The following is a 25902-nucleotide window of genomic DNA, read 5'->3' on the forward strand; positions in this document are numbered from 1 at the left end:
TGCTTTTTTATTCTTTCGAGTGTAATTCAAACCAACTTTCTAAAATTAAACAAGCCGAAATACCATCCACTTTGCCTTTATCCAAAGCTCTAAAACCGCCACGTTGAAAAATTTCTGCTCTCGCATCCACGGTGGTAAGGCGTTCATCTTGCAATTCCACAGGTAAACCAAAACGCCCGTGTAAACGGTTGGCAAATTTTTTGGCTCGTAAGGTGAGAGCCTGTTCGGTGCCATCCATATTGAGTGGCAACCCGACCACAAGGCGATCGGGTTGCCATTCTTTGAGTAATTTCTCAATAGCGTCCCAATTTGGAATACCATCTTGTGCTTTAAAGGCGGTCAAGGCTTGTGCCGTGCCAGTAATAGATTGTCCCACCGCACAACCGATACTTTTGGTGCCAAAATCAAAGGCGAGAACGGTGATCCCCATTAACAATATCCTGCCTTACCACTTAAATTATGGCTATCAATCCCCAATAATTTTAGCGATTCTGTCCAACGATCTTGATAAGCTACATCAAAAATAATCCGCTCATCTGCTGGCATCACTAACCACATATTTTGAGCGATTTCTTGCTCTAACTGACCATTCACCCAGCTGGCACAACCTAAGCCAACCAAATATTTTTCAGGGGCATTTGGTGTACCGAAAGTATCAATTACATCGGCAGAGGTAGTAAGCTGTAAACGGTCACTAATTTTATAACTATGTAGAAAAGATTGTGCTGTTGGGGTGTGTAAAATAAAACCACGCTCAATACTAACAGGTCCACCAGCCACCACATAATCCTGTGGATAAACTTTGTCATCAGACATCATAAAACGCAATTTTGCCACCATTTCGGTAAGGCTTAAATCTGTTGGTTGATTTAAGACTAATCCCATGGCACCTTTGTCATTATGTTCACACATAAAAATCACCGCACGATGAAAATAATCATCGTCCATGGTAGGCATTGCGATTAATAAGTGATTTTGCAAATTCATGGTAATTTATGTTCTCGTTTGATTTTAATTAATAGGGCATTGCAACATTGCTCAAGTAATTGATAGGTTTCATCAAAACGTCCAGTGTACCAAGGATCAGGAATATGATCATAAGCTAAATCAGGACAAAGGCTGGCGATAGCAAAAATATTTTGTTGTTTGCCAAATAAGCGGTGTAAATCGTATAAATTATGGTTATCCATGGCGATGATATAATCAAAATTCTCTCGATCTTTTAACCGCACTTTGCGGCTAACAAAATCATGACTTTTAATCTTTAAGCGATCTAATACATCGGCGGTTCCACAGTGCATATCATCACCATCATTTTCGCCTGATGTGCCAGCACTATCCGTTTCAATAAAATCCGATAAACCTGCTTTTTGAATTTTATCTCGCATTAAATATTCAGCCATAGGGGAACGGCAAATATTGCCAAGACATACAAAGAGAATTTTGATTTTTTGCATATTTTCTTATGTTTTTGTTAATTAAGTTATAGGGTTAATTTGGGGATTGCTCGCAAATTTTCAATGTGGCTTTAATTAATTCCAACGCAATCGTCCCTTGTGGGGGTAATTCAGGCATGGGTTCATTATATTTGAACCATCTGGCATCCACAATTTCGGCTTCTTGCAACTGAATTTCGCCACTGTCATAATCTGCTAAAAAGCCGACCATTTGGGAATTGGGAAACGCCCAAGGTTGGCTACCAACATAACGGATATTTTTCACTTTAATCCCTGTTTCTTCAAACACTTCACGCTCTACGGTTTGCTCAAAGGTTTCGCCTACTTCCACAAAACCTGCCAGCGTGGTATATAATCCAGCACTCCCATCGCTACGGATATGGCGTTGATGGCATGCCAGTAAAATCTCGTCATGACGGCGAACGGCAACAATAATAGACGGACAAATCACGGGATAGGCTCGATAATGACAAGCAGCATTTTGGCACTGCACCGCCCATTCATCGCAAGTGACTGCGGTTTTTTCACCGCACTTTCCGCAAAATTGATGGGTTTTAAAGAAATGATTGAGTTCAATGCCACGATTGAGCAAATAAAATTGTGTTTTAGGTAAACTTAATAAAGCACGTAAAGTTGTCCATTCTCGTTGTTCATTTGCCGTGTTTTTATTGGTCGTTTCTTCTTGCACCAAATACAGTGGTGCATTATGCCATTCGCCAATTTGGGTGGCTTGCTTACCGATTAAACCTAATTGTTCCGCACTGCCAAAAGGCAAATCATTGTTAGGGAAATAAATTTGTTGGGCTTGGTGAATTAACCAGTAGCCCGTTTCATTGCTGATCATTTTCATTAGTGTGCTTCGTCCCAGTTATTGCCTACACCCACATCCACGATTAATGGCACGCTTAATTGAGCCGCATTTTCCATTTCGGTTTTAATCAGTTGGCTAAATTCTTCGATTTTTTCCGACCGCACTTCAAATACCAATTCATCGTGAACTTGCATAATCATCACAATATCTGGATTATTTTGAATTTTGTTATCTAAGGTAATCATGGCTTTTTTAATAATATCCGCCGCCGTCCCTTGCATTGGTGCATTAATTGCCACACGCTCCGCCCCTTTTCTTCGCATGGTGTTGCTGGAATGAATGTCAGGCAAATATAAACGGCGACCGAATAGGGTTTCCACATAGCCTTGAGCTTTTGCCTTGGCTTGAATGTCCGTCATAAAGGTTTGTACATTTGGATAGCGTTGGAAATACAAATCAATATATTTTTGTGCTTCACCCCGAGCAATACCGAGCTGACGAGCAAGACCAAAGGCTGACATGCCATAAATCAAACCAAAGTTAATCGCTTTGGCACTACGCCGTTGTTCACTGCTGACATCGTCTAGTGGCAAGCCAAAAATTTCCGCTGCGGTGGCACGGTGAATATCCTTGCCTTGTTGGAAAGCATTAGTTAAACCTTGATCGCCTGATAAATGTGCCATAATGCGTAATTCAATTTGTGAATAATCCGCTGCCACGATTTTAAAGCCCTCTCTGGCAATAAAGGCTTGGCGAATTTTACGCCCTTCTTCATTGCGAATAGGAATATTCTGTAAATTGGGATCGCTGGATGAAAGCCGTCCAGTACTGGTTACTGCCTGATGATAGGATGTATGTACTCGCCCTGTTTTCGGATTAATCATCAAAGGTAATTTATCGGTGTAAGTGGATTTTAACTTGGCTAAACCACGATGTTCAATCAGCAATTTTGGCACAATATGCCCTTGTTGAGCCAATTCATCTAACACTTCTTCATTGGTAGATGGCGAGCCTTTCGGGGTTTTGGCAATGACTGGCAAAGCGAGCTTTTCAAACAGAATTTCTTGTAATTGCTTGGTGGATGCCAAATTAAAGGTTTCGCCTGCTTCTTGATGCACCTGTTGTTCTAGCTCATTCAATCGCACGCTAATTTCCGCAGATTGTGTTGCCAACGCTTGCTTATCAATTAACACACCGTGCCGTTCAATGCGAGAAAGTACCGTGACTAACGGCAATTCAATTTGTTCAAATAACGTAATCAGCTCAGGTGTCGCCTGTAATTCTTGCCATAAGGTTTGATGTAATTTCATGGTCACATCGGCATCTTCTGCCGCATATTCGGCGGCTTTATCTAACTCAATCTGATCAAAGGTGAGTTGGTTTTTGCCTTTGCCCGCTAAGGTTTCAAACGCAATGGTTTGATGTCCGAGATAACGTTCGGCTAAATCGTCCATATTATGTCGCCCTGTACTGTTTAACACATAGCTTTCTAACATGGTATCAAATTGCACCCCTTGCACGACAATGCCATGGTTAGCAAAAATCGTTAAATCATATTTAATATTTTGTCCGATTTTTTTGATGTTAGCGTTCTCTAACAAAGGTTTTAATTGGCTTAAACAATATTGTTTATCTAATTGATTTTCAATTAATTTCCATTGCATTTCTGGGCTTTCGGCATCGGCGAATAAATCCCCTTGTCCGTTATCATGATGTACCGCCATTGGCTTACAATGCCCTAAGGGAATATAACAGGCTTTGCCATTTTCTAATCCAAAGGAAATACCAACTAATTCCGCTTGCATGGCATCAAGGGCGTTAGTTTCGGTATCCACCGCCACTAATTTGGCTTGCTCAATTTGTTTAATCCACTGATTTAACTGTGTTTCTGTCGTGATCGTTTGATATAAAGTGCGGTCAATTTTTACCGAATTTTTCACCGCACTTTGCTCAATTTTTTCTTCTTTGGCAATATTAGCTGTCGCCTGATAAGGATTAATCTTTACTGTTTGCTCTGTTGGATTCGTCACGGAACTTTCGCCGTTCAATACTTCATTTAACCAACGTTTAAATTCATATCGCCCAAAATATTCGGCAAGCTGATCGTTATTCGCTGTACCGATTTGGAGTTGATCATGGCTCACTTCTAACGGGACATCGGTTTTAATGGTGGCTAACACATAGGACAAATCCGCATCTGCCTTGGAGACTAACAATTTTTCGCCTAATTTTTTCGCACCACGAATCGGCAAATCGGCAACTTTATCGAGATTAGCATAAATTTCCGTCATTGACCCAATCCCTTGTAACAAGCCCAATGCGGTTTTTTCACCCACGCCAGCAACACCGGGAATATTATCCGAGCTATCGCCCATTAACGCCAAATAATCAATAATCAATTCAGGTGGAATGCCATATTTTTCTATCACACCAGCACGATCTAACAGACTATTATTCATGGTATTAATCAGCATAATATGCTGATTAACCAGCTGTGCCATATCCTTATCGCCGGTAGAAATGAGCACATTTTTCCCCACACTTGCCGCCTGCATGGCAAGCGTACCGATCACATCATCAGCTTCCACGCCTTCAATGGATAATAACGGAATGCCTAATGCCCGAATCATCTGATGTAACGGTTCAATCTGCGACCGCAATTCATCAGGCATCGGTGGGCGATGGGATTTATATTGCTCAAACAGTTCATCACGAAAGGTTTTGCCCTTAGCATCAAACACCACCGCAATATGGCTCGGTTGTACTTGCGAAATTAGGCTTTTGATCATATTCAGCACGCCATACATTGCCCCAGTCGGTTCACCTTGCGAATTGGTTAAGGGGGGAAAGGCATGAAAGGCACGATATAAATAAGACGAACCGTCCACTAGGACGAGGGGATTTGGGGCAATTTGGGTCATAACATCTCTCGAATTTGGGCTAATTTTTATTTATTATAGCCTAATTCAAGAGAAAAGTGCGGTGAAAAAGTGAAAGGTTTTCCCACCGCACTTTAGCAGACTAAATCTAAAGTTTAGGCTTGCTCACCATAATCTCAATTACCTGACGGTCAGTATATTGCATACTGCGTGATGCAATGTTACACAGATTATCAATAGAATGTTCAATAATACTTTCATGGCACAGCTACACATAAGGCGGGAAGATTTGCCCCATCTAAAAATAAGATTTAGCTATTAACGATTAAAATTCAGCAGTACGGCTGAACGTCATTTTTTCCTTGGTTATTGGGTGATGAATGGTCAAACTTTCCGCATGCAAACACAATCTTGGTGACATGGCTTTGGCTTGTGGTGGCGAATAAAATTTATCGCCTAGAATCGGATGCCCTAACGCCAGCATGTGTAAACGTAATTGATGGGAACGCCCCGTAATTGGAGTAAGTTTTACTCTTGTGCTGTTATTCGGCAAACGTTCTAACACCTCAAATTCCGTCACGGCACGTTTGCCGTACACAAAATCAATCCGTTGACGTGGGCGGTTTTCCCAGTCACAAATTAACGGCAAATTCACGCTGCCACGTTCGGCTTTAATGTGTCCCCACACTAAGGCTTGATAATGCTTTTCCGTTTCTCGTTCACGAAATTGACGTTTGAGTTCGCTGTCGGCAGCTTTGCTCATGGCAAACAGCAAAATCCCGCTGGTCGCCATATCAAGGCGATGTGCAGGTTCACAAAAGCCGTATTTATCTTTAATACGACTCATAGCACTGTCACGATATTGCGGTTGATTGCCCGGCACAGAAAGTAAACCACTAGGTTTGTTGACCACCATAATATGATTATCATGGTAAACAATATCAAGCCAAGGTTCAGTCGGGGGATTGTAGTCAATTAACGCCATAATGTTTCAGTTTTTAGGTAAAAGTGCGGTGCATTTTAGCATGATTTTAGTTTTGATTTTAGTAAATCGTTATATTATGATAATGATACTTGTTTATAGTGTGTGATAAATATGGTTGAAATTCATAAACTTTGTTTTTCTTTTGAAGATCAAATGATTTTCCGTGATTTTAATTTTAGTTTAGCTTCTCGCCAATGGACAGCATTGCTAGGTGCATCAGGAATTGGTAAATCTACGCTTTTACGCTTGATTGCAGGATTAGAAAAAGATTATCAAGGTAAAATTATGCTGGCAGAAAACACAAGGTTAGCTTGGCTTGCACAGCAAGACAGTCTTTTCCCTTGGCTTTCGGTGTTGGATAATGTGCAATTACAGGCACATTTACAAGGTAAAACCAACCCCAAAACCCAACGAAAAGCCGAAGATTTATTGCAAGCAGTGAATATGTTGGCTCACAAACATAAACCCTGTTATCAACTTTCAGGCGGGCAGAGGCAACGTGTGGCATTGGCTCGCACACTGATGTTAGACGCAGACTTAATTTTAATGGACGAGCCTTTTTCTGCACTAGATGCGGTGACAAGATTGCAGTTACAACAGCTTGCTCGGCAGTTACTGAAAGATAAAACTGTACTGTTAATTACCCATGACCCACAAGAAGCATTGCGTTTGGCAGATCGTATTTTGGTGTTGAAAAATCATCCTGCACAATTATCTGATCCAATTGTACCTGCAAGTACTGCACCAAGGTTTTCACAAGATCCACAATTATGGCAACTGGAACAACGATTATTTCGTGAATTACTTGGAGATAATCCATGAAGTCCTTGTTAAAAATAGTGTTACTTGGTTTTTCTCTTTGTCTTATTTGGCAAAGTGCGGTGTATTTTTTAGCACTTCCGCATTATTTATTGCCAAGTCCAATGGACGTGGGGAATAAAGTGACGGAACGATCGGATTTGTTATGGTTACATGCTAAAGTCACTTGCCTTGAAATTCTACTTGGATTGCTGTTAGGGTTAATATTAGGGCTGATTTCCGCTTTATTACTGGCATTATCCAAATGGCTTCGTTCTTTGCTATTGCCGTTATTAGTGATTTCACAAGCCATTCCTGTCTTTGCTATTGCCCCCTTGTTGGTGGTGTGGTTTGGTTATGGAATGGCATCAAAAATCGCCATGACAATATTAATTATTTATTTTCCGGTTACTGCGGCTTGTTATGATGGTTTACGCAATACGCCAAAAGCTTGGTTGGAATTAGCGCAAACGATGCAAATTTCCCCTTGGTCGATGTTATTTAAAGTGCGTTTACCCGCCGCACTTCCATCTTTGGCATCGGGGTTACGCATTGCCGTCAGCATTGCGCCTATTGGCGCCGTGGTGGGAGAATGGGTCGGTTCATCACAAGGGTTAGGTTATTTAATGTTACACGCCAATGCACGTATGCAAGTGGATTTAATGTTTGCTGCATTGTTGGTTTTATTAGTTGTTACGCTCTGCTTGTATTTTATAGTAGATAAATTGTTAAACCTTTGGCTACCTTGGGCTAGCCATTTACGTTAGGAGACATCTTATGAAAAAAATCTTCACATTTTTAACCGCAGTTTGGGCGATATTGGGAGTGGCATTCTCAGCACAAGCTAATGAAAAACTGACCTTGTTGCTGGATTGGTTTGTTAACCCTGATCACGCTAATATTATTATTGCTCAACAAAAAGGATTTTTTGCACAACAGGGATTAGATGTAGAGATTATTGAACCGACTGATCCGTCCATGCCACCTAAATTAGTCGCCGCAGGGCAGGGTGATCTTGCGGTGAATTATCAGCCTCAGCTGGTTATGCAAGTAGAGCAAGGATTACCTTTGGTACGAGTCGGTACCATCATTGGTACACCACTTAATTCATTAACGGTACTGGAAAGTAGCCAAATTAAAAGTTTAGCCGATTTAAAAGGTAAAAAAATCGGTTTTTCCGTCAGTGGTTTTGAAGATTCTTTATTGGAAAGAATGCTTAGTACGGTAGGACTTACTCGCAATGATGTGGAATTAGTCAATGTAAACTGGGCGTTATCGCAATCCTTGTTAAGTAAACAGGTCGATGCGGTGATCGGTGCATTTCGTAATTTTGAATTGCACGAATTAAACCTTGAAGGACATCAAGGCAGATTATTCTACCCTGAGCAATATGGCGTACCAAGTTATGAAGAACTGATTTTTGTGGCACAAGCAGGAAAACAAAATGATGTCAACATTAACAAATTTCTCACTGCCATTGAACAGGCGACAGCCTATATTAAACAAAATCCAGATCAAGCTTGGCAAGATTTTGTCAATTACAAGCCACAAGAGTTAAACAACGAACTCAATCGTCGTGCTTGGCAAGACACTATTCCATTACTTACTGATAACACTCGTCAGTTAAACCAAGAATTGTATCAACAAGTGGCACAGTTTATGCTAGACAGCAAATTAATTAAAGCGGTGCCTGTTTTAGAGAATTATGCGGTAGAGCCGGCACGTTAATTTTACGCGATACGGTGATCTGTCCCCTATGTTGGGAAAGTATCCAAGATTGAGAGACAGATCATCGTATGGGGTCTTTTTATTGGCTCACTATCACTCTCAAACTATCCAATCGCCAGCGAGCTTGTTGTAAATGTTGTAATGCTTGTTGGTGCATTGTCTCTAAGCTGTTAATTTCATCTTGCCGAATAGCTGGATTGACAGCTTTTAATGCTGTCAGGCGTTCTAGTTCTTCGCTTAATTGTTTATCTGCCAACTGTTTGGCTTGCGTAATAATTTGTTTAGACTCAAGCATCATCAAGTTTTCTCCAGCCTTAAGCATTTGTTCTAAATTGGGGCGAACCATTTTCACCATTTTGCTTGCCATGGTTTTTGCCATCGGTTTAAGCTGTTTTTCAAGATGTTCGAATGTCACATTGGGAGCGAGATTATTGCCTTTGCTATCTAACAATAAGCGTACAGGCGTAGGGGGTAAAAAACGGTTTAGCTGCAAACCTTTTGGCGCTTGGCTTTCCACTACGTAAATACATTCTAATAATAATGTCCCTGTCGGTATTCTTTTATTGTTTAACAAGCAAGTGGCAGTTTTTCCAATATCGCTAGACAAGACTAAGTCAATGCCGTTGCGTAACATGGGGTGATCCCAACTGAGAAATTCGACATCTTCACGTGCTAAGGCAACATCTCGGCTAAATGTTACCGTGATACCGTCTTCTTTTAAGCCAGGGAAATCAGGTACTAACATCGTGCCAGTGGGTGTAATGACAATGGATTGTTCGCCTAAGTCTTCTTGTTCTACGCCAATAATATCGAATAAATTTAAGGTGAAATTGATTAATTCAGGGCTGTTGTCTTGCTCGGCAATTTGATTTGCCAACTGTTGAGCCTGAATGCCACCGTTGGAATTTAATTCCAGTAAGCGATCTCGTCCATTTTCGAGTTCGTCTTTCAGCTTGGCACGTTGTTTAGCTGTTTCTTTGATGAAATCGGCAAAACCATCAAGTGCGGAAGGATGTTGTAAAAAATGTTGTAATTTTTCACCGCACTTTTCAAATAACATTGCCCCCATTGGGCAGGTTTGTTCAAAGGCATTTAAGCCTTGGTGATACCAATCGGCTAACAAGGCTTGTGGCGTTTGAGCAAAACAAGGGACATGAATTTGAATTGCTTTAGTTTGCCCGATTCGGTCTAAACGCCCGATACATTGTTCTAATAAATCAGGATTACTTGGCAAGTTAAACAGTACTAAATGTTGCGCAAATTGGAAATTTCGCCCTTCTGAACCGATGCTTGAACTGAGTAATACTTGAGCGCCTTGTTCTTGATCCGCAAAGTAAGCAGCGGCACGATCTCGTTCAATAATCGACATATTTTGATGAAATACCGCACTACGAATCCCTTCTTTTTCTCGCAAGGCTTGCTCTAACTGAATCGCAGTTTGAGCCAGTTGGCAAATCACTAACACTTTCTCCGTGCGGTGATTTTTTAAGAACGTGACCAACCAATCAAAACGGGGATCAAATTCGTACCATTTAGCATGGTCATTCATTTTCTGAAACAGCTGTTCTGGATAAAATAAACCCCGCTCAACCTTTTCACCGAGAGAACGCATCACTTTCATGGTATTTTCATATTGCTTAGGTAATTCAAGGGTGATCTGATGATAAATCCGTTGCGGAAAGCCTTTTACGCCTGATCTGGTATTACGGAATAACAATCGACTGGTACCGTGACGGTCGATCAGATGACGAATGAGTTCTTGTCGAACGCTGGTTTTTTCTGGTTCGTTATGGCTCTCTAATACCTTAAATTGTGGCTCAATATCTTGTTCGGATAACAGATCAGAAATGGCGTTTTTTTGCACCGCACTTAGAGGTTTTTGGGTCAGTAAAGTTTGTACTGCCTTGGCAACAGGTTGATAATTTTGCTGTTCTTGTAAGAACGCATGGTAATCATAAAAACGGTCATTATCTAATAAGCGTAAGCGGGCGAAATGCCCTTGTTGTCCGAGTTGTTCAGGCGTGGCAGTGAGGAGTAATACAGACGGAATTTGTTGAGCTAAGGTTTCTACTAACTGATATGCTGTACTTGGATTTTCAGGTGACCATTGTAAATGATGTGCTTCATCTACAATCAACATATCAAATTGGCTTGCAATTAACTGTTGCATTCGTTTTGGATTTGCCACCAACCAATCAATGGAACAAATAATGCGGTTTTCCGTATCAAAAGGATTTCGCTCTTGTTCATCTTCGGTTGCAACAAAATCGCCAGCACGTTCTTCATCAAATAGCGAAAAATGCAAATTAAAACGGCGTAGCATTTCCACTAGCCATTGATGTTGCAAGGTTTCTGGCAGCAGGATTAATACTCGATCGGCACGTTCGGCAAAAATTTGTTGTTGTAAAATCATGCCAGCTTCAATGGTTTTACCTAACCCAACTTCATCTGCTAACAATACTCGTGGTGCAATACGTTGTCCTACTTCTTTGGCAATATGTAGTTGGTGGGGAATTAAACCCGCTCGAATACCACATAGTCCACGTAAAGGAGATTGAAATTGTGCCTGTTGATGTTGTAAAGCACGATAACGCAAAACAAAGCGATCTGAGCGATCAATTTGTCCTGCGAATAATTTATCTTGTGGTTGGCTAAAACTGATATTGCTGGCGAGTTCTATTTCTTTGATCACCATTTCTTCGCCATTATCTAGGCGTTGGGCTAAATACAGGGCAATATTATTATTGATGATCGTATCGACGATTTTGGCCTGCCAGCCTTGTTGATGTGTGATGTGATCGTGCTTTTTGAACAGCACACGGGTTAAGGGGGCGGTGGCAATGGCATACATTCGGGTTTCTTCTGATGCAGGGAAAAAAATGGTGACACTGCGGTGATTAAGCTCGGTGATCACGCCTAAACCGAGATCGTTCTCGCTTTCGCTGATCCAACGTTGACCGATAGCAAATGACATCATGTGGGGACACTCTTGTTATAAATTGGAGGCGTATTTTAGCAAAAATGAGCAAAAATAAAATTGAAATTTATGTATTAGATATTTTCCATAATGATAATTTAATAATTTAATTAGGTATGTTTTGTAATTTATACTTGACTTCACTAAAGTGCGGTGCAACAATTCGTCTGTTTGTTATTAATATTAAGGAACCTGTTATGAACTATATCAATGCCATTAAAAAAGAATTCTTTGGTGGTTGGAATACGATTGAAACTCTATGGATTGTGGTTTTTGTTGGGGCTCAAATTTGGGCGTATGTACAAGAGCCAGATTCACCACTGGGAATGATTTCAGGAATTGCCGGATTGTTATGTGTTATTTTCGTCAGTAAAGGAAAAATCAGTAACTACTTCTTCGGGCTTATTTTTGCTTATACTTATTTTTATGTGGCTTGGGGGAGTAATTTTATTGGCGAAATGAATACCACCTTGTATGTGTATATTCCAGCCCAATTTATTGGTTATTTTATGTGGAAAGCGAATATGCAAAATGACCAACAAGGCAATGAAGAAGTGATTGCTAAAGCCTTAACACCAACAGGTTGGCTGATTTTATTAGTGAGTATTGCGGTGTGTTCATTCTTCTTTATTCAGGCAGTAAAAGCGGCTGGTGGCAGTTCCGCCGCTTTAGATGGCACCACTACAATTATCACTTTTGCCGCTCAACTTTTGATGATTCTGCGTTATCGTGAACAATGGGCGTTATGGATCCTGTTGAATGTTCTCTCTATTGTGTTATGGGCGGAAACACCAGCAATGTATATTATGTATAGCGGTTACTTGTTGAACTCTATTTATGGGTATTATAACTGGACGAAATTAGTCAAAGTGGCAAGTAAATAAGCATTCGTTAAGGGGAAATTGATCATATTTCCCCTTCTTTTTTATGTTACCCTAGACAAATCTGAATTCAAATTCACAATCCCATTCTGTTTCAGCTAACTGATATTGAGTGTTTAAACTTGGACCGCAAGAATTTGAACCGATACCACTCATTTTATAATCCACACATAAAATAGATCTGTTTTCTGGCACCAGTTGATAATTGTGTTTAACCGAATTAAGCTGTTCTTGGCTAAACGGCGAAAAATTGAAACTAAATGGCTCATTGCTGGTTACCCAAAATTCGTGATTTTTTGACCGCACTTTTAACCAGTGGCAACCGTAATGGCTACCATATTCTTGTGGTTTCAGGTAATCTACCGTTTGATTGAGCTTGCTTTGATGAATTGCTAACCAACTGGCATGATGTTTATCAAGATAACTTTCCGAGAGCTCAGAATCATTACCATAACCAAAATAGCTGGTCTGATCAAACTGTGGTGGTAGGAATAAACGCAGACCAAAACGTGGCAGAAATGGTAAATGTTTTGCTTTTTCGCTGTGAATTTTAATGGTTAATCCTGTCTCAGAAAAATGATAAATGACCGTAAGGGTTAAAATTCTCGCTTGGCTAGTTGCGACCAAACCACATTTGGCACGGATTTCAATAGCATGATTTGTTTTTTCAAGTGCAATATCATAAGCCCGAGTTTCCGCTCGGTTAAAACCTGCGGCAATCCAGTATTCTTTGATTAAACTGTCATTATCTAAGCAGGCTCGCCAAATATTAAAATCTAAGGGTTGGCGTAATAAAGGTTCATTATGTTGGAAAATTTGACTAATGATTCCTTTGCATTTATCAAACTGATAAACAAGATTTTCCCCTTTAATTTCAATAAGATTACCGGTTTCGGTATAATTCCACGGTGTATTTTCTCTTGGGGGCTTTGGTAATTGGAAAGAATTTGCTGGAAATAGATTAATTTGGTCGAATCCTAATTCATGATGTTGTGCGATCAAAGCGGTGGCTTTTTTCTGATAATAACGTAATTCTAGCGTCCAAACATGACCATTATCGGCGGGTAAATCAAAGGGTAATTGCGTTTCTTGATGAGGTTCAAGATTTATCTCGGTTATCCATTTCTCTGCAATCATCTGACCATTCTCACTTAATTTAATTTGAATTTCAGCGAAATCTTGTAAATTAGAAAAATCCAAATAATTGGTCAGAAAAATTTTCCCCTGCTTAATCGTAGCTCTTATCGGGCGGTTAACATTTTTAAGTTCAAGCAAACTACTATGCGGTTTACGATCAGGCGAAACCAGCCCATCCACACAAAAATTACCGTCATTAGGGTTATCACCAAAATCACCACCATAGCCAAAATGTCCGTTAGCAAGGTAAGGTGCATGATCACACCATTCCCAGATAAAACCACCTGCGGCATAGGCATGATACTGAAAAACTTGCCAGTAATCTTCCAAATCACCACAAGAATTACCCATAGCATGACTATATTCACAAAGTAAATAAGGGCGAGTTTGAGGTTGACGACAATAGTGAGCAATGTCTGCTGTGGATGTGTACATTTCACTGTGAAAATCCAAATTTGACCAGTCATTTTGGTGTGTGGAATGTTGGAAAATCGCATTTTCATAATGAACTAAACGACTTGGATCACGAGATTTTATCCAACTTGCCGCTTGTTCAAAATTTTCGCCATAGCCGGATTCGTTGCCTAATGACCAAATTAAGATCGAGGTGCGGTTTTTGTCACGCTCAATATGTGCCAACGTGCGGTCTAAAATGGCCTTTTGCCATGCTGGGGAGCGAGCCATATAACAGTAATTATCAATGGTTTGCTGACGAACTTTATCCGCATCTTGGGTAATTTTTGCCCCAAGTAAAATACTTTTTTCCGGCTGTGCTACATACACCGCATTGGTGCCATGGCTTTCTATATCACTTTCACTGATGAGATAAAATCCAAATTGATCACAGAGTTCCGCAAACCATGGACTATTGGGATAATGTGCGGTACGAATGGCATTAATATTATGCTGTTTCATTAAGGTTAAATCAGTGATGGCTTGTTCCATATTAATGGCGTAACCTGTTTTGGGATCGCTATCGTGACGATTTACGCCTTTAAATTTAATCGCTTGTTGGTTAAATAACAATACACCATTTTTAACTTCAATATGACGAAAACCAATTCTTTGACAAATCGTTTCTTGTCCTGTGTTTAGCAATAAACAATAAAGCTGCGGTGATTCCGCATTCCATAATTGCACTTGTTCAAGTTGATATTGTAACTGTTGTTTGGCGACCGAACTGATGATTAAATTACCTTGTGGATCAAAGAGTTGCCATGAAATTTCAACCGGTTCTTGGCGGAAAGAAAATGCTACATTTAGCACCGCAGTTTGTAAATTATCGGTGAATGTCGTGCGGATAAAAAAATCTTGTAAATAATTTTGTTCTCGTTCAAGTAAATAAACATCTCGGAAAATCCCGGACATACGGAATTTATCTTGATCTTCTAGATAGCTACCGTCACACCATTTCAATACCAACATATGTAATTGATTTTCGCCTTGTTGCAAATAATCGGTAAGATCAAATTCTGCAGTAGCATGGCTAACTTGGGAATAACCAACAAATTTTTGATTAACATATAAAAATAAACAACTATCCACTCCTTCAAAATTGATCAAATAACGTTTATGCGAACGCTTATTTAATTCGATACAACGATGATAAAGTCCACAGGGATTTTGTTGCGGCACAAAAGGCGGATCAAAGGGAAAAGGGTAATTTACATTGGTGTAATGATGTTGGTCAAAACCATGATTTTGCCAGTTAGACGGCACCGGAATATGTTGTTCAAAAGGATATTGTAAGAAATTTTCAGGAAGATCATGATAAGAAGCAAAATAGGCAAAATCCCAGTCGCCATTAAGTGAGGTGAAAAAAAGAGAATGTTCTCTGCTATTTTTTTGACTATTTTCCACCGCACTTTGGGGATTTTCATAGGGGATAAAATAGGCGTGATGGGGCGTGGTATTGATATGGAGAATTTGCGGATCTTGATAATAATTCGGTAGCATAGCCAATTCCTTGTTTGAGGACAAAAATAAGGGGAGATTTAACCCCCTTATTATATAATCAATTTATTGGCATGAGAAAGCCGATTATACCCAATATTTGTCAATTTCAGCACGAATCGCTTCGGCGGTTTGTTTACCTTTTTCGCCCACTAATGCTCGACCCGCAATAAAGGCTTTGGCATTTTTGATTTCTTTGAATAGGTGAATTTGTTCTGGCACGATACCGCCGGTGATAGAAAGTTCAAGACCTAACGCTGAAAGTTGTTTCATCAAGCTTACATCTTCGTCTGTCCAACCTTTACCGGCTAATTCGGCATCACGAGAACGGTGATAAATGGCTTGTTTTACCCCTAATTCCACCCATTCTTTGGCATCTTTTTCTACTGACCAGTTACCGTAGATTTCAATTTGGATTTCTTTTTTCACTTTTAATTCAGGGTGAGCAGCATTGAAATCGTCAGCGACTTTTTTACACGCCGCTTTAGTAGCTGGGTGAGCAGCAGCGGATACGGTTAACCAGTCAGCACCGGCTTCAAATGCCATTTTCGCTAAGATTGCACCACCGTCAGTGGTTTTTAAATCACACACAATAATGTGATTTGGGTGTAATGCGCGCAAAGTACTCACTGCTTTCATGCCTTCAGCACAAGCAAGAATAGTACCTACTTCAATGATTTCAACCACGCTTTCCGCTTGTTTGGCATCCGCTACAGCTTTTTCGAGGCTTAATGAGTCAAGAGCGATTTGTAATAATGGTTTAGACATAATTTTTTCCTTTCAAATTTGTTAATTATTTAAATTATTGTAGGGGCGTATTGCATACGCCCTGTACATCGTTTTTAGTTTTTGGGCGTATGCAATACGCCCCTACATTGAATATTGTTAATTCAACGCGGCATCAATTACAGCAATCACTTCATCTGCGGTTTTACAACGAAGTAATTTTTGTAAATCTACCCCTGTTTCGCTATTAGGATCTTCATCTTCTAGTACTTGGGTGATTTCCATAATACCTTGCATATGTTGATCGGAATCGCTACCTGCGAGGGTAATTAGCACGCTGACCGGTTCATCTTCACCATCAAATACCACTGGTGTGGTTAAGGTGACTAATGCAAATGCGGTTTTAATGACCCCCTCTTCCGGGCGAGCATGTGGCATCGCAAGACCCGGGGAAAGAATGATGTAAGGTCCCATTTCTTTCACTTTGGCAATAATATTGTCATAGTAACGTGGCTCAATAGCACCAGATGCAACTAACAAGTCAGTACCGATTTTCACCGCTTCTTCCCAGTTATTTGCAGTTTGATTTAACTTAATGGAATGGTTGGCAATGAGAGATTCTTTTAACATAACATTTCCTTCTTTGAACATTTAAACATGGGATCCCTCGGCTAATAAGTCGAGGGACGTAACACTTATTTACCGACGTGTTTATTGATTAATTCAACTAATTCATCACCGAACGTATTTGGGTTTAACATGTTTTGTACGCCAAGTACAGATACATTGTCTCCGCCATTAATTTCACCAGCAAGGTGTTTAGATGAAACAATAATGTCGATACCAGACAATTTACCTTTGTAATCTGTGACGGCACAAGAATCCATTACATTTGGAATACCTCGTTTGTCTAAGTATTGTTTAATTTTCATTTTCATCATCATGGATGAACCTTGACCAGAACCACATACCGCTAAGATACGAATAGCTTTAGTATCTGCACCGGCTTGTGTTGTTGTGGTTGTTGTGACAGGTTCTGCGACAGTTTCTTCTTCGACACCATAACCGTCCATTTGTTCAAGGGTTTTGCCAGCAGCTTTGGCAGCAGCTTCATCTGCACGTAATTTACGTGATGCGAAGAACATATACACTAAGCAAAGGGCTAAGACAATAAAGAAGAAGAATGGAATACTAACAATACCTTGTAATACTGGTGGCCAGAATAACGCCCAGTCTGCCATACCCATCCAACCGTTGAACTCAGTACCTTGTGATTTTAATAATTGAATCACCCAAGCAGAGCCAAGCACTTCAATCATACCCATCACTAAACAGATTTTGATAACCGCTTTCCAACCGCCGAATTTATTTGCAAACACACCGACGGTCGCATTAGAGAAGAACATTGGGATAAAGCCCGGGATAATTAATACTTCGACCCCGAAGTTATCACCGAACGCAAGCAATAAACCGACCGCAATAAACTGACCGATAGCACCCCACATGAAACCGAATACCATGGCATTTGGTGAGTAAGCATAAATTGCCGCACAGTCAATGGCTAATACAGAATTTGGAATCACACGTTCGGAGATACCTTTAAATGCTTCGGAAAGTTCTGCTACGAACATACGGACACCGACCACGATAATTTGAATGGCTACCGCAAATTTCATACCAGTTTCGATAATGTACATAATCCAGTGTGTTTTGCCCGCCATACTTTGTAAATTATCTAAACCGAAAGAAAGTAAGATAATACCAAAGAACACCGTCATGACTAATGCAGTGGCAGAAATACTATCATGGAAAATATGTAACCATTTTGGTAATTTCATATTATCGACGGTATCTTTTGGATCACCTAATTTTGGTGCTAATTGAACCGCTACCCAAGAGGCAATTTGTTGTTGGTGACCAATGGAGAAACCTGCACCGCCAGTAACAGCTTGGGTTGGTTTATACATGATGTTAGAGGAAATACCCCAATAGAGTGCCATTAAGACCGCCGTATAAATCACGGTTTCCCACATAGAGGCGCCGATAATCATGTAGAATACGGCCACTAAGCCAGCTTGTTGGAACATGATATGACCGGTTAACATAATGGTACGAATACCGGTGACACGTCTCAATACCACTAACAGGATATTTAAGGCTAATGCAAGTAATACGGCATAACCGACCCAACCGTAATTTTCACCCATAGTTTGGATGGTAGATTGCATACTGGTATAAGGGTCAATAACTGCACCCGTTAAATGGTGAAATTCGGAAAGTTTGTCAATGATAGGTTTAAAACTGGAAGTTAAGAAACCAGAACCTTGTTGTACCATTAAGAAACCGACGATAGTTTTAATCGTCCCTTTTATAACCGTCGTAGTATCTTTTTTTAGTAAGATGTAACCCAAGCAAGCGACGATCCCGAGTAGAAAAGGTGCTTTGGATAACACTTGAGCGTTAAAACCTAAAAATAGGTCGTAGAGAGTGTCCATATATAATTCTCCGCAGTAGAATAAAATTATTATTGCATTGGCTCAATTTGAGCTTGAGCTGGTGAGTACCACTATTTTATACAATACATCCGTTAAAATAGTGCGAACGACAGAATCATAATCCTAAAATGCAAGTTATAAAAGATTATTTTTGATTATTTGTGAGCGAGATCACAAAATTTTTGCAAAAACTTATTGCGTTGATGATTTTTTAACCTTTTTGACTAAAAAAGTAAGAATAGCTTTTGTTTGTTTAAATTTTGTTAAATTTCTGCTTATTTTCCCTTTGTTTTAGGCGGAGTTGATAAAAAATAGTAGAAAAAAGGTGAGCTAGATCACAAAAAAAAGAAAAACTATTTTACAAATTCGTATGATTGGTTATGATTGTTTTTGATTATTTAATTACGCTTTTAAGGAGCTTGCAATGAGTAAAATTCAAGAAATCAGTCGTGAAAGTTGGATTCTTTCTACTTTTCCAGAATGGGGAACATGGCTAAACGAAGAAATTGAACAAGAAGTCGTACCGGAAGGTAACTTCGCTATGTGGTGGTTAGGTTGCGTGGGGGTCTGGATTAAAACTCCAGCCGGTGCAAATATTTGTATGGATTTATGGTGTAGCCGTGGTAAAAGTACCAAAAAAGTCAAAGATATGGTACGTGGTCACCAAATGGCGAATATGGCGGGTGTGCGTAAATTACAACCGAACTTACGTGCACAACCAATGGTATTAGATCCATTTGCGATCAATGAAGTAGACTTTATCTTAGCTTCTCACTATCACAGTGACCATATTGATGTAAACGTGGCGGCAGCCATCATCAACAATCCAAAATTAGATCATGTTAAATTCGTTGGTCCTTGGCATTGTACTGAATTATGGAAAAAATGGGGGGTACCAGAAGATCGTTTAATTACCGTTAAACCGGGAGATGTGGTAAAATTAAAAGATGTTGAGATCCACGCATTAGATTCTTTTGACCGTACTTGTTTAGTCACTTTACCTGTTGAAGGTGCTGAAGAACAAGGTGGAGAATTAGCCGGTCTTTGCCCGTCAGATGAAGAAATGGGGCGTAAAGCGGTGAATTATGTGTTTAAAACACCGGGTGGTAATATTTATCATGGTGCTGATTCACACTATTCTATTCAATTTGCCAAACATGGTAAACAATTTGACATTGATGTGGCATTAAATAATTATGGTGAAAACCCAGTAGGTATTGCCGATAAGATGACATCTATCGATTTACTCCGTATGGCGGAATGTTTACGTACCAACGTGATCATCCCTGTTCACCACGATATTTGGACCAACTTTATGGCAAGTACGCAAGAAATCATTGATTTATGGCGTATGCGTAAAGATCGTTTACAATACAAATTCCACCCATTCATTTGGGAAGTGGGTGGCAAATATGTTTATCCTCGTGATAAAGACTTAATTGAATATCATCACCCACGTGGTTTTGATGATTGTTTTGAACAAGAACCAAATATTCAGTTTAAATCAATGCTTTAATATATAAAAACCACTTTCTGACCGCCTTATTGGATTTTTCAAAGTGCGGTTAGAAAGTGAATTATTGATTAAAGCTTATTTTTCAGGAAGAACAATGAACGAAAATTATAGACATAGACAATTATTAGCTTTACTCAATAAACAAAAAGCACTTTCTACACAAACGATAATAGAACAACTAAAAGTTTCTCCTGCTACTGTTCGTCGAGATATTAATAAATTAAATGAATTAGGACTTCTCAAGAAAGTGCGTAACGGGGTAGAACATTTGCATTATACAATAGTTCACAATCCAGAATTAGTTGATACCACGCATAATGATGAGAAACAACGTATTGCGCTAGCGGCTACTGATATATGTAAAGCAGGGCAAAGCGTTTTTATTACTTGTGGCACAACCATGATGATGCTAGGACAGCAATTATGTGGGCGAGATATACAAATTTTAACCAATTATATGTCATTGGCAAATTATTTAATTAAGCACAAACATAGTGATTTATGTATTATGGGAGGGCAGTATAATGCAGAAAAAGATATTACCCTCTCTTTTAATAGTTCTGATTACAGTCATTACTACGCCGCTAATATTATGTTTACCAGTGGACGAGGACTTACTGAAGAAGGCTTATTTAAAACGGATATGATTATTGCCAATTCAGAAAAACAAATGGCAGCTAAAGCTGATCGATATGTCGTATTATTAGATAGTTCTAAATTAGATAATAAAGCCGGTATGTTATTTACCCGAATTAATGACATTGACACTTTAATTACCGGACAAGAAGCGGATCCTGAGATTATTCAAAAATTGAGAGATAAAGGTTTAAAAATTATTCTGGCTTAACCGCCTTAGGCATGCTTATAGAAGGAAAACGTTATGCGAAAACATAAACTTGGTATTTACGAAAAAGCCTTACCGAAAAACATTAGCTGGCAAGACAGACTTTCCATTGCTAAAGCGACAGGTTTTGATTTTGTGGAAATCTCCATTGATGAAACAGACGAACGTCTTGCTCGCTTGGATTGGAGCAAAAAAGAACGAATCCAGTTGGTAAAAGCGATTATTAACACAGGTGTGACGATTCCATCTATGTGCCTTTCAGGTCATCGCCGCTTTCCATTTGGTAGTAAAGATCCAGCAATTCGCCAAAAAGCTTATGAAATTATGCAGAAAGCTATTCAATTATCCGTGGATATTGGCGTGCGAACCATTCAATTAGCGGGCTATGATGTTTATTACGAAGAGCAAGACGAAGAAACCCTACGCTTATTTGAAGAAGGTTTAAAATGGGCGGTGGAATTAGCGGCAAGTAATGAAGTCACCATTGCAGTGGAAATTATGGATACTCAATTTATGAGTTCGATTTCACGTTGGAAAAAATGGGACGATATTATCAAAAACCCATGGTTTACCGTGTATCCAGACTTAGGTAACTTAACCGCTTGGAATGACAATGTGGAACAAGAACTGCGATTAGGCATTGATAAGATTTCTAAAATCCATTTAAAAGATACCTACAAAGTCACTGAAACCTGTAAAGGTCAATTCCGTGATGTACCATTTGGTGATGGTTGCGTGGACTTTGTTAACTGTTTTAGAATTTTAAATGAATTAAATTATCGTGGTGCATTCTTAATTGAAATGTGGACCGAAAAATCAGATGAACCAATTGCCGAGATTATCAATGCTCGCCGTTGGATTGAACAAAAAATGCAAGAAGGAGGCTTTACACTATGACCAAATTAACCGAATTAACACCTGAATTACAAGCACTAAGAGAGCGTGTATTGAAAGCAAATTTGGAATTACCTAAATATGGCTTGGTTACGTTCACTTGGGGCAATGTGAGTGAAATAGACCGCGCTTCCGGCTTAGTGGCGATTAAGCCATCTGGGGTAGAATACGATGCCATGACAGTGGAAGATATTGTGATCGTGGACTTACAAGGCAATCGTGTTTATGGTGACAAAAAACCGTCATCCGATACAGCAACTCACTTGGAACTTTATCGTGAATTTAAAGACATTGGTGGGGTAGTGCATACTCACTCACGCCATGCTGTGGGTTGGGCGCAAGCTGGTGAAGATATTTTAGCCTTAGGCACCACCCAAGGTGACTATTTCTATGGTTCAGTGCCTTGCACACGTCGTATGACACCAGCTGAAATTCAAGGGGAATACGAGCTTGAAACGGGTAAAGTAATCGTGGAAACGTTCCGCAAACGTGGTATTGAACCAAAAGCGGTACCGGGTGTGTTAGTCCATTCTCATGGACCTTTCACTTGGGGCAAAGACGGACATGATGCTGTACATAATTCCGTGGTATTAGAAGAAGTCGCCTATATGAACTTTATCAGTCACCAAATCCGCCCACAAATTAACTCTATGCAACAAGAATTGTTGGATAAACATTATTTGCGTAAACATGGCGCCAATGCCTACTACGGTCAATAATGATTTAGGGGGATGGATAAACGTCCCCTTACATTTTCAAATAAAATTCTCTCGTCAATTCAACAAATTCATAGGTATATTGATTATTTTGATCATAAATCATGAGTTGGCTCACTTTTTTCTCTTTTTCCATGCGTTCAAAAGAAAGTAACATTCTATGTGGAACTTTGCCTTGCTTAGGCGTGATTTCACAACGCTGGTTGCAAAAAAGTGCGGTGCTTTCTATTAAATTTTCTGCTTGCTCGACAGGTAAAATAAATTGAATTTTACCTTGTTCACTCAAACATTGATTAGCCGCCATTAACCAAGCTAAATGATCATATTGTTGAGTATAACGAGCGACATTGCGTTGTACATTTCGGCAATCAATGCCTTGTGCAAAATAAGGGGGATTTGCTACAATTAAATCAAAACATTGCTTTTTTTCACCGCAGTTTTGTGTAAATTCTATAATATCTTGTTGAATAATCTGAATTTTATGTTGCCATTTTGATTGCTTAACATTTTCTCTAGCTTGTTCCGCTGCACTTGGATCGATTTCTATACCGACAATTTGCGTATTATGATCAGTACGTTGTGCTAGCATTAAAGCAATTAAACCTGTTCCTGTTCCCAGATCGCAAATTCGTTTCGCATGATGAATATCTGCCCAAGCTCCTAGTAAAATGCCGTCTGTTCCCACTTTCATGGCACATTTGTCGTGTTGAATACGAAATTGTTTAAAGCAAAACCCTGACATAAATCCCCTTATTGAACGAAAGTGCGGTATAATTTAGCATAATTTTTACATTAACTGAAATTAGAGAATATTATGTCGCTATCGACTTTTGATGAATTTGACCTGTCGCCAATGTTGCTGAAAGCCATTGCGAAAAAAGGTTACACTCGCCCCACGACCATTCAACAGGAAACCATACCTGCTGCCATGGAATTGCGTGATATATTAGGTTCTGCCCCGACAGGCACGGGTAAAACCGTGGCATTTTTACTGCCCGCTATTCAGCATTTATTAGACAATCCACGCCGCCAACCTGGTCCACCACGTATTTTAGTGTTAACTCCCACTCGCGAGCTGGCAATGCAAGTAGCAGAGCAAGCGGAGGAATTAGCTCAATTTACCCATTTGAGCATTGCGACTATTACAGGGGGCGTGGCATATCAAAACCACGGTGAAGTGTTTAATAAAAACCAAGATTTAGTGGTAGCAACCCCTGGGCGACTATTACAGTATATCAAAGAAGAAAATTTTGATTGTCGTTCAGTAGAAATTTTGATTTTTGATGAAGCAGATCGCATGTTACAAATGGGCTTTGGGCAAGATGCGGAGAAAATTGCCGCCGAAACCCGTTGGCGTGAACAAACAATGTTATTTTCCGCTACCCTTGAGGGCGAATTGCTGACGGATTTTGCCGAACGTTTATTACAAGATCCATTGCAAATTGATGCAGAACCAAGCCGTCGTGAACGCAAAAAAATTAATCAATGGTATTATCATGCCGATAATGTTGAACATAAAACCAAATTGCTTGCTCGTTTTATTGAAAATGAACAAGTCAGTCGTGGCATTGTGTTTGTGCGTCGTCGTGAAGATGTGCGTGAGTTATCAGAAACCTTGCGTAAACGGAATATTCGTAGCACCTATTTAGAGGGTGAAATGGCTCAAACCCAACGTAATAATGCCATTGATAAGCTAAAAAATGGCATTGTTACCGTGTTAGTGGCAACTGACGTAGCCGCTCGTGGTATTGATATTGATGATGTCAGTCACATTATGAATTTTGATTTACCTTATAGTGCAGATACTTATTTACATCGCATCGGTCGCACTGCTCGAGCAGGTAAAAAAGGCACTGCCGTGTCCTTTGTGGAAGCTCATGATTACGGCTTGTTAGGCAAAATTAAACGCTATACCGAAGAATTACTTAAACCAAGAATTATTGAGGGGTTAGAACCTCGTACTAAAGCCCCTAAAGACGGTGAAGTAAAATCTGTCAGCAAAAAAGCCAAGGCACGGATTAAAGCTAAACGGGAAGAAAAGAAAAAAGACGAGCAAAAGAAAAAAGTCAAAGTACGTCATAAAGACACGAAAAATATTGGGAAACGGAGGAAGCCGAGTGGGGTAATATTGGCTTAATAGACAAATTGTTTGGTAAGAATTGTTTTAAGTGAATTGTCAAACGAAAAAGCTCAGCACAATGGTGCGGAGCTTTTTTATTTATATTAATTACCGCAGATTAAGCTACAACAGCTTTTTCAACGACACGAACTAATGTCCAAGATTTGGTTTTTGAGATAGGGCGAGATTCTTTGATCTCAACCGTATCACCAATTTTGGCTTCGTTGTTTTCATCGTGAACGTGTAATTTTGTGGTACGGCGGATAAATTTACCCAATAATGGGTGTTTTACACGACGCTCAATGGCGATCGTGAAAGATTTATCCATTTTATCGCTAATTACACGACCTTGAACAGTACGAATTTTATCAGTCATTACTCACCCGCCTTTTCGGTTAATACAGTTTTTACTTGTGCAATCGAGCGACGCACTTGTTTTAACTGATGGGTTTGTTGAAGCTGACCGGTGGCGGATTGCATACGCAATTTGAATTGTTCACCTAAAAGGTTCACTAATTCCGCATTCAGCTCTTCAACGCTTTTGTTTCTAAGTTCTTGAGCTTTCATTACATCACCGTCTTAATTACGAACGTTGTTTTAATTGGAAGTTTCGCCGCTGCTAATGCGAAGGCATTACGAGCGATTTCTTCGGAAACTCCGTCCATTTCATAAAGTACTTTACCTGGTTGGATAAGCGCTACCCAGTATTCCACGTTACCTTTACCTTTACCCATACGAACTTCTAATGGTTTTTCAGTAATTGGTTTGTCAGGAAATACTCGAATCCAGATTTTACCTTGACGTTTTACCGCACGCGTCATGGCACGACGTGCCGCTTCGATTTGGCGGGCGGTTAAACGTCCACGACCCACCGCTTTTAAGCCGAATGTACCGAAGCTGACTTCAGTACCGTTGGCTAAACCACGGTTACGTCCTTTGTGGACTTTACGGAATTTTGTACGTTTTGGTTGCAACATTTAACAGTT

24 protein-coding genes are annotated in these 25902 nt (G+C 39.8%); 9 read left to right on the top strand and 15 right to left on the bottom strand.

Going from position 1 to position 25902, the window contains the following annotated elements; all coding sequences use genetic code 11:
* Positions 1-7 precede the first annotated feature (7 nt).
* The 6 genes from ruvX to rluA form a co-directional block, all read right to left on the bottom strand.
* Positions 8-430, bottom strand: coding sequence for a Holliday junction resolvase RuvX (gene ruvX / locus E0709_RS01745; protein WP_132299924.1), 423 nt, complete (start codon positions 428-430; stop codon positions 8-10).
* Positions 430-987 carry a YqgE/AlgH family protein gene (locus E0709_RS01750; RefSeq protein ID WP_132299926.1) on the bottom strand — a complete coding sequence of 186 codons (558 nt, stop codon included), beginning with the start codon at positions 985-987 and terminating at the stop codon, positions 430-432. Before E0709_RS01750 ends, ruvX begins: the two co-directional genes overlap by 1 nt.
* Positions 984-1457: a low molecular weight protein-tyrosine-phosphatase gene (locus E0709_RS01755; RefSeq protein ID WP_132299928.1), complete on the bottom strand. Its 474-nt coding sequence runs from the start codon at positions 1455-1457 to the stop codon at positions 984-986. Before E0709_RS01755 ends, E0709_RS01750 begins: the two co-directional genes overlap by 4 nt.
* 34 nt (positions 1458-1491) lie before the next feature.
* Positions 1492-2307 (bottom strand): NAD(+) diphosphatase, encoded by an 816-nt coding sequence (nudC, locus tag E0709_RS01760; RefSeq protein ID WP_132299930.1) that lies wholly within the window; start codon positions 2305-2307, stop codon positions 1492-1494.
* Complete coding sequence (gene polA / locus E0709_RS01765) at positions 2307-5189, bottom strand: DNA polymerase I (protein ID WP_132299932.1); 2883 nt, start codon at positions 5187-5189, stop codon at positions 2307-2309. The genes nudC and polA overlap by 1 nt, the downstream gene beginning before the upstream one ends.
* A gap of 283 nt (positions 5190-5472) precedes the next feature.
* Positions 5473-6132 (bottom strand): bifunctional tRNA pseudouridine(32) synthase/23S rRNA pseudouridine(746) synthase RluA, encoded by a 660-nt coding sequence (gene rluA, locus E0709_RS01770; protein WP_132299934.1) that lies wholly within the window; start codon positions 6130-6132, stop codon positions 5473-5475.
* 111 nt (positions 6133-6243) lie between these two features.
* Here rluA and E0709_RS01775 point away from each other — a divergent pair, with 111 nt between their 5' ends.
* The 3 genes from E0709_RS01775 to E0709_RS01785 are packed head-to-tail and all read left to right on the top strand — an operon-like array spanning position 6244 to position 8658.
* Positions 6244-6954, top strand: a complete 711-nt coding sequence (locus E0709_RS01775) for an ABC transporter ATP-binding protein (RefSeq protein ID WP_132299936.1) — start codon at positions 6244-6246, stop codon at positions 6952-6954.
* Positions 6951-7697 carry an ABC transporter permease gene (locus tag E0709_RS01780; protein WP_132299938.1) on the top strand — a complete coding sequence of 249 codons (747 nt, stop codon included), beginning with the start codon at positions 6951-6953 and terminating at the stop codon, positions 7695-7697. Before E0709_RS01775 ends, E0709_RS01780 begins: the two co-directional genes overlap by 4 nt.
* 10 nt (positions 7698-7707) lie before the next feature.
* Complete coding sequence (locus E0709_RS01785) at positions 7708-8658, top strand: ABC transporter substrate-binding protein (RefSeq protein WP_132299940.1); 951 nt, start codon at positions 7708-7710, stop codon at positions 8656-8658.
* A gap of 79 nt (positions 8659-8737) precedes the next feature.
* Here the strand turns inward: E0709_RS01785 and rapA are convergent, their stop codons facing one another.
* Positions 8738-11632, bottom strand: coding sequence for an RNA polymerase-associated protein RapA (rapA, locus tag E0709_RS01790; protein WP_132300288.1), 2895 nt, complete (start codon positions 11630-11632; stop codon positions 8738-8740).
* A 200-nt stretch (positions 11633-11832) separates the two neighbouring features.
* Here rapA and pnuC point away from each other — a divergent pair, with 200 nt between their 5' ends.
* Entirely contained in the window at positions 11833-12519 is a 687-nt protein-coding gene (gene pnuC / locus E0709_RS01795) for a nicotinamide riboside transporter PnuC (RefSeq protein WP_132299942.1), read from the top strand.
* 51 nt (positions 12520-12570) lie between these two features.
* On the opposite strand, the gene E0709_RS01800 is transcribed toward pnuC, so the two are convergent.
* The 4 genes from E0709_RS01800 to E0709_RS01815 form a co-directional block, all read right to left on the bottom strand.
* Positions 12571-15609 (bottom strand): glycoside hydrolase family 2 TIM barrel-domain containing protein, encoded by a 3039-nt coding sequence (locus E0709_RS01800; RefSeq protein WP_132299944.1) that lies wholly within the window; start codon positions 15607-15609, stop codon positions 12571-12573.
* An 84-nt stretch (positions 15610-15693) separates the two neighbouring features.
* A complete protein-coding gene (locus E0709_RS01805; RefSeq protein ID WP_132299946.1) occupies positions 15694-16374 on the bottom strand; it encodes a 3-keto-L-gulonate-6-phosphate decarboxylase UlaD in 681 nt (226 codons plus the stop codon).
* A gap of 117 nt (positions 16375-16491) precedes the next feature.
* The gene (locus tag E0709_RS01810) at positions 16492-16962 is read right to left on the bottom strand and encodes a PTS sugar transporter subunit IIA (RefSeq protein WP_132299948.1); all 471 of its coding nucleotides are present in this window, start codon (positions 16960-16962) and stop codon (positions 16492-16494) included.
* A 65-nt stretch (positions 16963-17027) separates the two neighbouring features.
* On the bottom strand, positions 17028-18827 hold the full coding sequence (locus E0709_RS01815; RefSeq protein ID WP_132299950.1) for a PTS ascorbate-specific subunit IIBC: 1800 nt from the start codon (positions 18825-18827) through the stop codon (positions 17028-17030).
* Between the two features lie 424 nt (positions 18828-19251).
* On the opposite strand from E0709_RS01815, the gene ulaG reads away from it, so the two are divergent.
* From ulaG to E0709_RS01835, 4 genes are all read left to right on the top strand, one after another.
* Positions 19252-20343, top strand: coding sequence for an L-ascorbate 6-phosphate lactonase (gene ulaG / locus E0709_RS01820; protein ID WP_132299952.1), 1092 nt, complete (start codon positions 19252-19254; stop codon positions 20341-20343).
* Positions 20344-20437: 94 nt separating this feature from the next.
* Entirely contained in the window at positions 20438-21190 is a 753-nt protein-coding gene (gene ulaR / locus E0709_RS01825) for an HTH-type transcriptional regulator UlaR (protein ID WP_132299954.1), read from the top strand.
* A 33-nt stretch (positions 21191-21223) separates the two neighbouring features.
* On the top strand, positions 21224-22084 hold the full coding sequence (locus E0709_RS01830; RefSeq protein WP_132299956.1) for an L-ribulose-5-phosphate 3-epimerase: 861 nt from the start codon (positions 21224-21226) through the stop codon (positions 22082-22084).
* Positions 22081-22800 (top strand): L-ribulose-5-phosphate 4-epimerase, encoded by a 720-nt coding sequence (locus E0709_RS01835; RefSeq protein WP_132299958.1) that lies wholly within the window; start codon positions 22081-22083, stop codon positions 22798-22800. Before E0709_RS01830 ends, E0709_RS01835 begins: the two co-directional genes overlap by 4 nt.
* Positions 22801-22828: 28 nt before the next feature.
* On the opposite strand, the gene E0709_RS01840 is transcribed toward E0709_RS01835, so the two are convergent.
* Entirely contained in the window at positions 22829-23539 is a 711-nt protein-coding gene (locus tag E0709_RS01840; protein ID WP_132299960.1) for a tRNA1(Val) (adenine(37)-N6)-methyltransferase, read from the bottom strand.
* 72 nt (positions 23540-23611) lie between these two features.
* On the opposite strand from E0709_RS01840, the gene srmB reads away from it, so the two are divergent.
* Positions 23612-24934: an ATP-dependent RNA helicase SrmB gene (gene srmB / locus E0709_RS01845; protein ID WP_132299962.1), complete on the top strand. Its 1323-nt coding sequence runs from the start codon at positions 23612-23614 to the stop codon at positions 24932-24934.
* Positions 24935-25034: 100 nt separating this feature from the next.
* On the opposite strand, the gene rpsQ is transcribed toward srmB, so the two are convergent.
* The 3 genes from rpsQ to rplP are packed head-to-tail and all read right to left on the bottom strand — an operon-like array spanning position 25035 to position 25893.
* Positions 25035-25292, bottom strand: coding sequence for a 30S ribosomal protein S17 (rpsQ, locus tag E0709_RS01850; protein WP_132299964.1), 258 nt, complete (start codon positions 25290-25292; stop codon positions 25035-25037).
* Positions 25292-25483 (bottom strand): 50S ribosomal protein L29, encoded by a 192-nt coding sequence (gene rpmC, locus E0709_RS01855; RefSeq protein WP_132299966.1) that lies wholly within the window; start codon positions 25481-25483, stop codon positions 25292-25294. The genes rpsQ and rpmC overlap by 1 nt, the downstream gene beginning before the upstream one ends.
* Positions 25483-25893: a 50S ribosomal protein L16 gene (rplP, locus tag E0709_RS01860; protein WP_132299968.1), complete on the bottom strand. Its 411-nt coding sequence runs from the start codon at positions 25891-25893 to the stop codon at positions 25483-25485. The genes rpmC and rplP overlap by 1 nt, the downstream gene beginning before the upstream one ends.
* Between the last annotated feature and the right edge of the window lie 9 nt (positions 25894-25902).

The sequence above is a fragment of the Lonepinella koalarum genome, from assembly GCF_004565475.1.
Lineage (GTDB): Bacteria > Pseudomonadota > Gammaproteobacteria > Enterobacterales > Pasteurellaceae > Lonepinella > Lonepinella koalarum.